Raw genomic sequence first — 12,477 nt, forward strand, 5'->3', positions numbered from 1 at the left:
CCTTATTTGGTAGAACGTTCTCCGTTCTTAATTGATGTGGAAAGTGTGGTTGCAGCGTCAATTAACATCTCCTGCACTGTTACGCCTCTCGCTCGCGCCTCTTTGAACAAAGTGCTAAACACTTCATCCGGCAGTTTTACGAATGTTCCGGCTGGTTTCTTCTTCTGGATTTCGCTCATTTGGTTCTCCTTCTGGTTTAATCGTTGTTGGTGGTTTCAGCCTGTTCAGCTTTCCATTGATCGTAAAGTTCTATTCCTTTGCGCAATCTTTCGGCATGTTCGAAATATCCTTGCCGTTGTGCGGCTGCTCGCTGGCTGTTTATTGCATTTCGTGTCTGGCTTCCGGCCTTTAAAGCCTCGAAGACAAGTTCTGGATTGAAATACTTAATTTTGGTTCTCCTTGCGTTAGAAACACAGAAACACCATCCAGGGAGAACGTTAATCACGTTGCCTGATAGTGCGGTGTAAGATGGATTGTTTGCGTTAGGCTGGATGCCTGAGATGATGACGGGATGAATGCTTTCATCACCCTACATCATTTACTTTAACATGAAATGATTTAAATGTCAACACTTATTTCTATCCATTTCAGATCATAGCGCACTTACACGTTGTGATCAACTCATTCATATCATCATAAAACGCGTTCTATCGCTTCCTAACAGGTTTGAAAGCCTGAGAGGTGCAATGCCCTCCCTATCCTCTCGAAAACGCTCTCAGCGCGTCTGAGGCGTTCCGTTTGCGTTACCGCCGCCCTCTGGCACTTACTCCCGAAACCAATAGCACAAACTACTGAGGGATAACGGTAGTTATCAGGATAGTAGGTGGTGGTGTTGGATTGAGGCTGGATGAACTGGAGCCATCAGCGACCAGTGAATCCTTAGCCGTGGGCTAACTTTGCATGGATGAATGCGGAGCATGGAAGACAGGCAGAAGTTATGCCGAAAGACATTGCGCACACGGCGCATAGCTTCTGTGCCTCGTTTCACGAGGGCGAAGCCCTGGCACAATCACAGACAGATGCGCTGATCGCTGCGTCGTGAGCGGCTGACCGAGTAGCCCCAAAGGCGAATCAGGTCACTTGCCAGGCGACACGCGCCAGCAAAGCGAATCTTTCACAAGATCTTCTAAAAGCTCTCTTTTAGAGATCGCTTTTAGAATCTCTTTGTATAGAACATCAATTTGATGTGTAGTTTGCCGATCCATACATCAATTTGATGCGTATCCCATGCATCCATACATCATTTTGATGTATATCCGCTTATCCTCAGTTTCGACACACATCATTTTGATGTATATCGTCGCCCTGCCCACTACGAATCGCACATGCAACAATCCTAAGAATAGCCAGACGTAAGTATTAGGTAATACCTATCAAATCACGACACTAATAACATCAAAACCTATCTTAAATGACAGGTAAAGAATCGGTGTAGCTGTAAGCCAAAGTATATTGTTCACTTTCATTGTCAGAATGATCATTTTAGCTAAACCGTTGTGTAGTGAGGGATACAGCGCTATTTGTCATGAAAACTACTTTGCACTCGTGCCGGATTCGTTGAACGAGTATTCTCGAAAGATCACTCCGCTGATTTTTCCATGCCAAACCCGCCAATTAGTTAGCATTCTAATCATTTCTTGATGCAGCCATTATAATTGATAATAGCTCTCAACAAAGATGCAATATCGCCCCGTTTCGATACACATTAGCAAAGTGTATTCTGCAACTCATTGATTCAACTAAATCAGTACGCTTTTCCATCACCTCACCGTGCAAACAGGGGTAACTCCCCGTCATCGAAAATAAATCTCTTGACATAACAACCGCTTCATGAATCATGACATAAAATTTATTTTCATCTATTTTTCAATCACTTACTGATATTCTCCAAAATCTGCGCCTGGAAATGGGGCGGCCTCGATCACGTCGTTAAGCAACTCAAGTAACCGCGCACACATTTTGATCATTTAGTGCTCTTCTGAAAAAACGTATCGTGCAACATGTTGAAAATGATCAATTTATGATCAATGATGCTTTCAACGAAACGAACATAAGGAGGGTAAAGATGAAAGGCATTAGCCAGGCGCTAAAGAGTGCAGACGAAGTTAAAGCAGTGGCGGCAGAGCTACAACGCAACGCCAGAAGCAACCTGTTCTATTGCTTGTGGGTGTTTATGTATGAATCGGGCTTACGTATCTCTGACGTGCTCAAACTCCGGTACGAAGATGTAGAGGGGCAATCTCACCTCAAGGTGAAGCAGGAGAAAACCGGAAACGTGGTGAGGCCAAAGGTGACAGCCGCGATGCTGTCAGTGATGGCACAACGCAAGGCAGAGCAAGCCGATATGCCAGTGAAGACGGATTTCATTTTTAGCAAGGGCGATATACGTAGCAAAGGCAACGCCGTAACCCGTAACACGGTATTCACTGAATTTGGGAAGATGGGACGTAGAGCAGGATTCTCTAACGTGGGATGCCATACACCACGTAAAAGCCGTGGGCGCGTGATGTTCGATGCTGGAGTGGCTATTGAAACAATCGCCCATTTCCTGGGACAGACAGATCCGCGCTCAACGATGTATTACATCGGGTATGGTCAGGACGTGCAGGACGATTTAACAGAGGAGTTTTCTTTAGAGTGGTGACGGAATGTACTTATTCTAAAATTGACCAAAGGTTGAAAGTAACATATCAACTGGATCTGATCTTCAAAAATAATTTCCATTTACTGCGCAGTTTATTCTCGTCTAACTTCACAGTATGTGCCCCTATTATTTTACCCTCAAACATATGGGCATATATACATTCAACATTAAAATGTATGGTTAGGGTATCTGGATTTATACCAAGTTGGCCGTTATCGAACATTCGATGACAATCCGAGGTAAGTAGGATGCCGTTACTGGTATCCATATTGTGCGAAGAACAATAATCCTCTAAATGACAGGCTTGAAGCAAAGATTGAATTGATTGTCCAGTTACTGCACACCTACCTTTGAAGTTGGTCTCAACTCTCCTTCGGAAACTTTGTTGGTCACTTATTCTTCTTAACTGCAGTGTACGCTGAACATTACTCGAAATTAATTTAAGATCCACTGATTCAGGATAGGAACTAATTTTCTCTTGTTCCTTTCTTACTGCGCCAGAATCTTTTTTACTTAGAGAAATCTTATAACCTACTGTGATAAGGTCATACAAAACCCTTTCAGATTGCCCTTGTTTCTTGGCAATTTCACGCGCATCTGTTTCATTCTTACTTCTTAACGAAATTAAGTAAGCGAGCGAATTAAAATATGAAAACTTACCTGGCTCAACTTTACTGTCATAATATTTTGAAGATAGTTCACGACTTTTTGCGATCTTGTACGCTTGCGTGACAGGAATAGTCCTTATCAACTGGCTATACAGTTCGCTATTAAAATAAAATTCAGGCACTTCAATTTTGGTTGTTGAATTGGTATCTAATTTTGTGATCACCTTTGCAGGTGATGTCTTCTTCGTATCAGTTCTTTCTTCTTGAATAATTTTAGTATGCGTAACGCGAGAAATTAAAGCCATTCTCTCCAGCTCAGCCTGAGCTTCTTTGGCTATTAACTCTTTACGCAATCTTTCACGCTCCAAAGTCTTCTCATTCAATGGCAGGAAACTACGATTTTCATGGCTAATGGTAAACTGATTCGGCGGGATAGTTTTCTTGAAAGATCTAACCTGAATAGATTTTCTATAATTTTCGCGTGCAACTCTCCTCTCCTGCTTAAATATTGAGCGAGGTTCCTTTAGACTTTGTCCAGGCGTATCCTTAGTTCTATTCCTGATCTCATAATTTAATGATTTAATGATTTCCGAAATTTCTTTCTTCTTCTCGTTAGATGTTACCGGATCGTTTATTTTTTCAGAGTATTCATTTTTTACCCTGATCAATTCAGGTAGAGACATTTCTTGAGCATGAAGTTTTCTTTTGGTTTGTTTTTGCTGTTCTCCAGCACTTGATGCAACAAGTTTGGTGATAGCGCTTTCAGGCTCGCTATTTTTCGCAGCATTCAACAAAGCATCAGCAAGAATACTATTCTTCATCAGCAGTTACCCTTCCTTGAAATCTAACATACAAATCTCTACCAGAGCTTCGCCCATCACGCATCTACACCACCCCTATCGGATTAATCTTAGATTAACCAAGGTGCATACAACGCGCAACTAACAGATTTTGGACAATAGAAGCCATAAAGCCCCGTTAGTGGTACAAGCAACAAGCGGAGCGTAGCGACTTCATCAGATTGTCAGAGGGATCACACCTTATCAGGGTGCTCGTGTACCGTCAGGAGCGTGAGCGAAGCGCTGGCAGAGCCTGCATATCGTGTGCAGGTACGTTTACCACTATACACCTGTTTACGCAGCCACAAGGCCGCACATCGGGCTTAAAATGCGTGTGATCGGTCTGGTGCAAGAGACAATGCCCGGATCAGGCTTTTCCTTCACGTTGTGCTATCGCGGTGTGAGGGCTACAACTGCCGCCGCCGAATAGTTATACTCTTACTTCCATAGTAACTATCCGTGACAACTAACAGTGTACCTTGTGTTGGTAAATCGTCGTTCAATGGTAGAACGAACACGACAACTTATGTTAAGTAAGTTGTTGAAAGCAAAACGAGTTTTATCGAAGTTTTGCCACAAGGGGAGAGATCTGGAGCGGGCGAAGGGAATCGAACCCTCATAGCTAACCCATTGAATTGTGAACCAAAATAAGTAATCGCGGTACTTATCCCGGTAGTTGGTAGCGGTAGATTACAAGGTAATTACCATGCCAATCAAGAAGACTTCTTATCTTTATGCAAACAAAGATGGGATATTCATCTTTCAAATCTTTATCCCGGTGTACATGCGCCACTTATGGCACGGGCGGCGCTCACTCAAGAAATCGACAGGCACGCGGGACATCATGCAAGCTCGCATATTCCGTGACCAATACTTATTAGAGTTCCGAAAGCTCCAGCTCATGATGAAACCGGATAACCCTATAAACCGGATTCATTCTGCTATTTCAGATCTTCACTTACTGGCGGGAATATCCAGCGACATTACCGCGCCCGTAACTACTCCAGCAGAACGGGGAAAACCTCCATCACCAAAATTGGTAGATGTAAGCAAAGAGTACATCGAGCAATACAAAGATCGGCGCTCTTATTCCACATTGAGTAAATCCGTTCGCGCTGTATCGGCATTCACTAAATCAATCAAGCGGCCAACCATTACTATAAACGGAATCGGGCGGCGGCTTGTCTCTGACTTTCTGGAAGTGAATCAAGATAAGTTTTCCCGACAGACGCTGCAAAACTGGCTAACCTGCTTGGGGACACTGTACGACTTCGCCCGGCGTAAATACGACAACATCACTCCCGATAATCCGTTTCACGGCCACAATCTGGAAGCCCGCCAGTCAAACGAAAGCTATCAACCTTTTGAGCCTCAACAGCTACAAGCGTTAACAAAAGAGGCAGGTAGCGAACTGCGGGACGTAATCATAATCGGGCTGTATTCCGGTATGCGTCTTGACGAGATCGCCAGCATCAAACGAGACGAGATTGTCACAGTTGAAGGGGTACGCTGTTTCTACGTCAGCAAATCCAAAACGAAAGCGGGCATCAGGTACGTCCCGATTCACTCATTGTTATTTGGTATCGTGGATAAATACCTTGAGCAGAATAAAGGGGAGTACCTGCTGCCCCAGTCAAACAAGATAAAACGCGCAGATGGCAAACGTGGGCCGTGGTACTCGCAAGCATTCACGCGGCTACGCCGTCGCGTGCTGCCAGCGGCAACAGATCGCCAGTGCTTTCACTCCTTGCGCGGTCACTTCATCACCTGCTTAGACCGGGCAGGCGTACCAGAACAGCGCATAGGAGCGATTACCGGACACACTGAGAAGAAAGCAAAGACGGAGGCATTCAAGACATACAGCCAAGGGGCGGAAATGAAAGAGCTATCGAATTACGTGGAGCTGGTCAGCTATTCAGAAATTGAGGCCATTACGCCGGGTATGTAACATTCAGCCCCGTGTACTGGCGGCGGTACGCACGAATCAGAGCATCCGCCGCCGCTTTCGGCAGCCTCACCATGCGCCCGACACGATACCCACCCTCCGCCGAATTCGCGGCGCGGTGCGTCACAGCCCGCACACGCCCGGTACGGTGGCAATGGTCGAGCACAGCAGATTCTAACCGCAACGGCTTCCCGGTCATGGCACAGCGTCGGTACTGATAATTCCACAGAAAGACACGGACAGCGGCCACATCAGCGCGGCGCAACTCCAGCCGCCCGGAACCATTCAACAGAAAGCGATAAACATCTTCGAATGCAGCAGCGTTTGTAATCCGTTCCGCCAGCGGCATATTGCCGAGATATTCCAGATAGCCCCGCATAGCTTTTCTCAACTTCTGTTCGGTAGTAGCCATTCGTCAAATCCTCCATTGTCAGACGCAGCCCGCTTGCAGGCTTCGTATTCTTCGCGCTGGCGTTGGCATACCAGAGCATAAAGCTCATCAGCCACCGCATTTACGCGCCCATCGCTGATACCATTGCGGCGCATCAGTCCCAGCAGCTTACGAAATTCAGCTTCAAGTTCAGGCTCTCCGGCATCCATTACCCACTGTTTAAGGTCAGCGAGTGCGCCAGCCGTAGGCGGCGGCTCGATGTACCGCCACCGTAATTTAATCGTCAATGTCATCTTCTTTATCCTCGCTGTTATCCGGGCGCATTGCCCGGTAGCGCTCTAGGGTCAGACCTTCACTTGCCGCTGCGATTTGTTCCCGTTGTTTCCCAGCCAATCGCAAAGCGCTGTCTCTCCAGCAGAGTAGAAAGAAGATTGTCAGCACCTGTTTACTCAATCCATCCAGAAGATCGCCAAGCCCTTGCTCCAGCAGACAGGAACGCCATGCAGCGGCGTGCTCCCGCATAGTCCCAATAAACGGGACAGGTGCGCCAAGCATCGTCGCAAGTTGGCTCATTACGCTGTTAGCGTCGCCCGGATGCAACCGGGGGATGGTCATCCGGCCAGCTTGCGCCAAAAGTTCGGCGTACCGCTGGCGGCGTGGGTCATCATCTGCCAGTGGTCTAATCTGCCTGATTCGTTTTTCATCAGCCATTAATTATCACCTATAAAATTTAAGCAGCCCTTAACAAGTCGGCTGGCGTTGATGGGTGATAGAGTCGCTTCGCTTTCAGGTACGCAGCACGCGCAGCCGCTTCGGTCGTGAACAAACCGAGGTGATGTCGAACGCCACCAACGCGAATGTAAGCCTCCCACCGACCAGAGCAGGAATGACGGCTGTATCCCTTCGCTTTGCGGTAGTTGTGCTGATTCTCCTGCGGTGTAACAGTGCGAAGGTTAATCCGACGATTGTCATCACGTATGCCGTTGATATGATCAGTTTGCATCCCGGCAGGAATACCACCATCAGCAATGATGAGGGCGACACGGTGCGCGTAAAGCATGTATGACTTTCCACCAATGCGGACAGACACGCGCCGATACCCGGCGCTGTCCGTTGCGGTGTCGGCCAATTCCCCGGCTCTAGCGTAAACACGCTTATTAGCGCCTACCCTGTCCACTGCATGGAACAGGCGGCCAGTCTCCGAATCGTACCGAAACAAAGAGCGCAGCAGCTCCGGGGCGTAAGCATCATTAACCATGACTCAGCCCCTCCAGTTATGCAGCTTGTCGGAAATTGATAACGCAGTCCGGGCGGCGCTGCCCAACGTTGAACAGGCGATATGAGTCCATCACCATCGTCATTTCGCGCTCATCATCCCACTGGCGATTGATGACGCTCTGCGCTTCGACCGTCAACAGTACCGAGGAAGGTTTAAACAGCGTCGCCCTCGTCAGCGCTTCCTCTGCGGTAACGTCATAATCAGCGCCCAGTTCATGCCCGGTAATGGCTTCCTGCGGGTAACTATTCAGCTCGATAACTCGCACCCCAGCGACATAGCCAACACGACGCCATGCGTAATCGTTGCCACTATCCCGGCTGTAACGGACGTTCATCAGCTTCTTATGTTCCATCAGGATGCTGAACCAAGCCGGGTCGATAAGCAGTACCAGCTCCGCCACCGGAATATCTTTCTCAGTCAGAAATCGATTAACAGCAGCTTTGATAGCGTGAACCAGTTCGTTTGCGGCGTCCTCTTCGCTCCCCGCTGTCAGGTCGAGCGATACAACGTTATCCGTTAGTGGGTTAAACGTTGGTTGCAACGTCGGCGGCGGTACAAAGTCAGTCGCTTTGATTAGCTGGATGGTGTGCGCTTCGTCGTAGAATTTAGCGTGAGCAGTACCGATATTGCGGCTCAGCTCTGCGCGAAAGGTGGGTGCTGTCCAGTCATCCTGATAGTCAATCGGGATGCGGATATAGCTCAGCGTATCCACAGAGATAATCAGCTTGTCCGACTTAACGGCGGTAGGCTCCAGCGATTGCCCTGCGGTTCTGCCCTTCACCTCAAGATCACCACTCAGGCGATCAATGCGGTATTGGTTGCTGGCTTTCAGCGGCCTGTATGTAGACAGCCCCTCTGCCAGAAATACGGATTTGGACTCTAAACGAGTCTGGACGTCCCGGTCATAAGCCTCGATGTGAATATCATTGTCGGATTCCATCCCGCCATAATGTGGGCGGAACAGATCGGGACTGTACGAAGTATCAGCCATAAACAAAACTCCTACGTAGGTTGATGAAGACCGCACCATCGTCATGGCACAGACATGCGGATTCCTCCCGCCGAGGCAGGATTCAAAGCGATGGGAAATAAGGGTTAAAACGAACTATCGATATTTAGTCTCGGAGTACCCGAAACTGGCTTTGCGAGGCCAGAGCTGGCGCGGCTCTCAGCGATTAGTGGACAGCAAACAGTGCAAACGCATATCCTACATTAATGAACACTCATACGCGCCATGTTCAGCACCGTATTTACAGATGATTTGGATACGCCAACCTTCTCGGCAATGTAGCGATTCGACTGGCCTTTAGCGGCGCGGTCGATAATGTCTGCGCGTACAGCCTCAGTGATTGCCTTGCGGGGTCTGGCTCGGTTCCTCTCGTGCCGTTCACGTTCGCGCATACGCTCGGCCATCTTCGGCGGCAACTCCGGGGACAGGCCACGGCTAACGCCAGAGGTGCGAGTATCAGACGTGGCAGACCGGGCAACGATATAAACCGCTTCGTCTGGATTAAAAGCATGGGTAACTTTCTCGCCACGAGTCACAGCATCGGCACGCACCCACTCTACAATTTCGGGGCGGTACGCATCAGGATTAGAAAGCACATCCCGGATGTACGCAGGATTCAGTACATCAGGTGTTGCAGCAGCGCGGCGGGAGCGCGAACGAGAGCGAGCGCCCAGCGGCAAGGCGTATTCAGGACGCACGTCAACGACACGCTCGACAGCGTGGAAATTCTGGATACTCATAATGAACCTCAGATGATTAAAAACAGGCTTTCGGAAGCCGCATGTGGTGCGGTTCTCAGGGGTTAGTGGACAGTAAGTAGTAAATTCGCAGGGTCAGGTGTCCAGTCGGACTTGCAGCCCACAATGCACCGTCAGGCGCTGGCATCGGAATCAGGCAGCCCAGCGTTGCGCGGAATTCCGCTCAGTAAACCAAGCGACCATCGTCTGGCGCTTCTCTTCGCCAAGCGTCCCGGCGCGGTACGCATCGTATTCAGCAACACCCCAGCCAAAAGTAACGAGGCATTCAGCGACACGCGTCAGATGGTCGTGGCTGGTGCTGGGGTATTTATCAAGCAGAATGGAAAGAATGCTATCGACCGAGTGAGATTGTTTCTCTACCTCGGTCAGGACTCGGATTCTATTCTCATCGTACATATGGAATTCTCCAGTTAGCGCCCGGCACGCTTCCCGGCGCTGCGTTGAGCAACCAGCGCATGATACTGCTGGTCGTATTCTCGCGTGCCAGCACCCCGGCCAGTCTGTGCAGCCCATTGATTCAGCGCATCGTACGCCGCGATGAATTCAGCGTGTGACATTCCGACAGGTTGCGCGGCGGGCTGACCATATGTGTTCCCCTGCGACGGGACATAACCAGTGGCAGAGCCAGCGGCCATACGCTCTTGCAGGTACTGAACCGCCCGCTGCATCTGCGCAGGGTCGCCAGACATAACCATACGTTCAAGGGTGGATTGCGTCCCAGCGTCGAGTGTGCCAGCGTACTGCAACATGGCGTCAACTGTCCCCTGCCCTAGCTGGCTTTCGACAGACTGGTGAAACTGCCCCATCAGCCCATGAAGTTCAGGAGTCAACTCAACAGTAGTGCCATCCTGTAATTGCAGCGTGTCGCCCACTTGCGCAGCAACATCAATCTGCTGGTCTTGCTGGTTGGCAAAGTTACCTTCGCTCCAGCTTTGATTAATGTTCGCTGGCTGCGTTTTCAGGAAATCAGCATCAGGTGTTGTCTGGTCGAATCGGCTAGCGCCGTTGTCAGCGCCTACAGGTGCGGCCATGTACGGCGATTGCTGCGGCGCAGTATCAGCGCCCGAAAGGTACGGATTAACATTCTGGTCAGCCATGATTATGCAACCTCTTGTGATGTAACTCGGCGATGTGCCAGTTCAAGTAAAAGCATGTGCGCGTGTACGCATCGGGCAGGAATCATTTTCTGTCCGTGGTACGCTTTGCCGAGATCTTGTCTGTCGATCTGGTACACATGAGCCAAATCGATTTGACGAAGATTCAAGGCTTCAGCAATGAATTTCAGTTGTTGCCCGCAATCAGCCGCGCGGCGTGGCTCCATTAAAACGATAGTTTTGCTCATGGTAATTCCTCGTTAAAGTAATCCACGTTTACGAAGCCAACGACGCTCACCAACGGAGCCGCGCGGGCGTTGTTTCGGATTGTGGTTAAGTGTTTGGCCGGGGTCAGTTCGCCCTTCCCCGGACAGGTTCTGCGTCAGCACGCCCCAGCCCCGTGATTCAATCGGCGCGTACCCTTCACGCTGTTCGTCAAGGTTCACATAGAGATCAGGGTTAACGGCGGGGTGCAGCGGTTCGTTCTCTTCCATCATTCAGCCTCGCTGAATTTGGAGTTAACAGACTCCAGAGTATCCGGGTACGACCAACGATTTCTCAGACAGCGTTGCACATGCGCGACGACTTCAACAGGGACGCCCAGCTTCCCGGCGATCTCCGCAGCAGGCCAACCGAAGCGCTCTAACTTGTGGATTTCATCTAAATCAGTAGGCACTAACTTGCGCACTGCTTTCGGCTTAGCTGGCTTCACCTTCACGGTTTTCTCTGCCGGGTGCGTGTGAGCATTGCTAAAGCGGGAATGTGCGATAGCCAACACAGTTTCAGGGCGAATCAGCATATCGCGAGCGATGGCATACTCAGTGTCCCGATGCAACTTGCCGGGCTGATAGCGACGGCGGATAGTGTCGTATTCTTGCAGGGTAATATCAGCGTCATCCTTCCACTGTTCGGCGAGATCGTCCACGTAAACGCCACGGATTACGGCGTCGATATCTGCCAGACTGAAACCAGTGGCATCAGCAATCTGCGCGTTGTTCATGTGCTCAACAATGCACAAATGGTTGATGTGCTGGATGTCGGCAATGGTCAGGGTTGCATTACTGGTGGTTGTCATACTGAAACTCTCCGTCAAAGTTAATCGAATCTTCTACAAGGTTTTTAATCAAGGCGAGGCTTGATGCGGTATGAACACCACCGCCACGCCGGGCGTTGTCGTACATGGCTTTGGCCTGACGCTGATATTTTTCAGGCAGCGAGGCGAACCATTGGCGGAATTGCTGGGGCGTCATCAATCTTCATCCTCAAATACACGATTAAACGATGCGTCCGGCGCTTCTACGGCATTGGCCTTAAGGAAGTTGACCGCACTGGATAACTCCGCTGCGGCCATGCGCGACTCACCAGCCTTGTCTTCCTCAAGGCGGCGGATTAGCGCCCCAAGAAGCAAGCCTTTCATTCGCCACGTTTCATTTTCAAATTCAGATTTCGTCATTGGTGGTTGTCTCCAGTTAGTCCCATTGCTCGCAGGTGTTGGATGACCTCGGCATGTACTGGTTTTGGTAAAAACAGGCGACGCTGCACGGATTGAAATATCTCGTCGCGCGTCTTGTCGGCAGGGTGAACAGTCCCATTAAAGACCTCACGAGCCATGCGATAGGTCGGCCAAAGACGAGCGCCATCCTCCCGGCGTCGGAATCTATTCAGCACAGCGGCCAGACATTCCCAAGGCTCACAGTTATTGAGCAGGCAATACCGCTGTAGAGGCGTACTTGCTTGACGTAACAAAGCCTCACGGTTAAGGGTCTGGTGGTGGCGCTCAGCCAATCCATCAAAGGAATAGCCGTTCAGGGCGAAGGCAAGTTGTGCGGTGACGAGCGCATCCGCACGCGCAGCACGACGCTGCGCATGTTCGGTAACAGGCATATGGATTAACTCCAGAGAATGAGGGG

Annotated in this window: 19 protein-coding genes; 2 read left to right on the plus strand and 17 right to left on the minus strand. The window is 49.7% G+C overall.

Features of this window, described 5'->3' with window-relative positions:
* Window positions 1–2: 2 nt before the first annotated feature.
* Entirely contained in the window at window positions 3–179 is a 177-nt protein-coding gene (locus ACMWL8_RS19100; RefSeq protein ID WP_023309089.1) for a hypothetical protein, read from the minus strand.
* A gap of 17 nt (window positions 180–196) precedes the next feature.
* The gene (locus ACMWL8_RS19105) at window positions 197–445 is read right to left on the minus strand and encodes a hypothetical protein (RefSeq protein ID WP_133059720.1); all 249 of its coding nucleotides are present in this window, start codon (window positions 443–445) and stop codon (window positions 197–199) included.
* 1,620 nt (window positions 446–2,065) lie between these two features.
* Here ACMWL8_RS19105 and ACMWL8_RS19110 point away from each other — a divergent pair.
* The gene (locus ACMWL8_RS19110) at window positions 2,066–2,644 is read left to right on the plus strand and encodes a tyrosine-type recombinase/integrase (RefSeq protein ID WP_023309090.1); all 579 of its coding nucleotides are present in this window, start codon (window positions 2,066–2,068) and stop codon (window positions 2,642–2,644) included.
* Window positions 2,645–2,690: 46 nt separating this feature from the next.
* Here the strand turns inward: ACMWL8_RS19110 and ACMWL8_RS19115 are convergent, their stop codons facing one another.
* Complete coding sequence (locus tag ACMWL8_RS19115; protein WP_023309091.1) at window positions 2,691–4,073, minus strand: HNH endonuclease signature motif containing protein; 1,383 nt, start codon at window positions 4,071–4,073, stop codon at window positions 2,691–2,693.
* Window positions 4,074–4,797: 724 nt separating this feature from the next.
* Here ACMWL8_RS19115 and ACMWL8_RS19120 point away from each other — a divergent pair.
* On the plus strand, window positions 4,798–6,039 hold the full coding sequence (locus ACMWL8_RS19120; RefSeq protein ID WP_105612169.1) for a tyrosine-type recombinase/integrase: 1,242 nt from the start codon (window positions 4,798–4,800) through the stop codon (window positions 6,037–6,039).
* Here the strand turns inward: ACMWL8_RS19120 and ACMWL8_RS19125 are convergent.
* From ACMWL8_RS19125 to ACMWL8_RS19190, 14 genes are all read right to left on the minus strand, one after another.
* Window positions 6,023–6,415, minus strand: coding sequence for an endonuclease domain-containing protein (locus tag ACMWL8_RS19125; protein WP_063930147.1), 393 nt, complete (start codon window positions 6,413–6,415; stop codon window positions 6,023–6,025). The two genes, ACMWL8_RS19120 and ACMWL8_RS19125, sit on opposite strands and share 17 nt — an antisense overlap.
* Before the next feature lie 8 nt (window positions 6,416–6,423).
* Window positions 6,424–6,720, minus strand: a complete 297-nt coding sequence (locus tag ACMWL8_RS19130; protein WP_105612170.1) for a hypothetical protein — start codon at window positions 6,718–6,720, stop codon at window positions 6,424–6,426.
* On the minus strand, window positions 6,704–7,138 hold the full coding sequence (locus ACMWL8_RS19135; RefSeq protein WP_105612171.1) for a hypothetical protein: 435 nt from the start codon (window positions 7,136–7,138) through the stop codon (window positions 6,704–6,706). Before ACMWL8_RS19135 ends, ACMWL8_RS19130 begins: the two co-directional genes overlap by 17 nt.
* 19 nt (window positions 7,139–7,157) lie before the next feature.
* The gene (locus ACMWL8_RS19140; protein WP_063930133.1) at window positions 7,158–7,685 is read right to left on the minus strand and encodes an HNH endonuclease signature motif containing protein; all 528 of its coding nucleotides are present in this window, start codon (window positions 7,683–7,685) and stop codon (window positions 7,158–7,160) included.
* A gap of 16 nt (window positions 7,686–7,701) precedes the next feature.
* Window positions 7,702–8,697 (minus strand): capsid protein, encoded by a 996-nt coding sequence (locus ACMWL8_RS19145; RefSeq protein WP_105612206.1) that lies wholly within the window; start codon window positions 8,695–8,697, stop codon window positions 7,702–7,704.
* 221 nt (window positions 8,698–8,918) lie between these two features.
* Window positions 8,919–9,455, minus strand: a complete 537-nt coding sequence (locus ACMWL8_RS19150) for a hypothetical protein (protein ID WP_226840821.1) — start codon at window positions 9,453–9,455, stop codon at window positions 8,919–8,921.
* Window positions 9,456–9,605: 150 nt separating this feature from the next.
* A complete protein-coding gene (locus ACMWL8_RS19155) occupies window positions 9,606–9,869 on the minus strand; it encodes a hypothetical protein (protein ID WP_105612172.1) in 264 nt (87 codons plus the stop codon).
* A 14-nt stretch (window positions 9,870–9,883) separates the two neighbouring features.
* Window positions 9,884–10,570 (minus strand): hypothetical protein, encoded by a 687-nt coding sequence (locus ACMWL8_RS19160; protein ID WP_105612173.1) that lies wholly within the window; start codon window positions 10,568–10,570, stop codon window positions 9,884–9,886.
* Window positions 10,571–10,572: 2 nt separating this feature from the next.
* The gene (locus ACMWL8_RS19165; RefSeq protein WP_001676741.1) at window positions 10,573–10,815 is read right to left on the minus strand and encodes a hypothetical protein; all 243 of its coding nucleotides are present in this window, start codon (window positions 10,813–10,815) and stop codon (window positions 10,573–10,575) included.
* 12 nt (window positions 10,816–10,827) lie between these two features.
* Window positions 10,828–11,064, minus strand: a complete 237-nt coding sequence (locus ACMWL8_RS19170; protein ID WP_226840822.1) for a hypothetical protein — start codon at window positions 11,062–11,064, stop codon at window positions 10,828–10,830.
* Window positions 11,061–11,642 carry a hypothetical protein gene (locus ACMWL8_RS19175; protein ID WP_163365100.1) on the minus strand — a complete coding sequence of 194 codons (582 nt, stop codon included), beginning with the start codon at window positions 11,640–11,642 and terminating at the stop codon, window positions 11,061–11,063. Before ACMWL8_RS19175 ends, ACMWL8_RS19170 begins: the two co-directional genes overlap by 4 nt.
* Complete coding sequence (locus tag ACMWL8_RS19180) at window positions 11,626–11,817, minus strand: hypothetical protein (RefSeq protein WP_063930139.1); 192 nt, start codon at window positions 11,815–11,817, stop codon at window positions 11,626–11,628. The genes ACMWL8_RS19175 and ACMWL8_RS19180 overlap by 17 nt, the downstream gene beginning before the upstream one ends.
* Window positions 11,817–12,020: a hypothetical protein gene (locus tag ACMWL8_RS19185; RefSeq protein WP_105612176.1), complete on the minus strand. Its 204-nt coding sequence runs from the start codon at window positions 12,018–12,020 to the stop codon at window positions 11,817–11,819. The genes ACMWL8_RS19180 and ACMWL8_RS19185 overlap by 1 nt, the downstream gene beginning before the upstream one ends.
* Window positions 12,017–12,451, minus strand: coding sequence for a hypothetical protein (locus ACMWL8_RS19190; RefSeq protein WP_105612177.1), 435 nt, complete (start codon window positions 12,449–12,451; stop codon window positions 12,017–12,019). Before ACMWL8_RS19190 ends, ACMWL8_RS19185 begins: the two co-directional genes overlap by 4 nt.
* Window positions 12,452–12,477 lie beyond the last annotated feature (26 nt).

It is taken from the genome of Enterobacter sp. 04-C-12-SI-ECC, from assembly GCF_047530715.1.
Lineage (GTDB): Bacteria > Pseudomonadota > Gammaproteobacteria > Enterobacterales > Enterobacteriaceae > Enterobacter > Enterobacter bugandensis.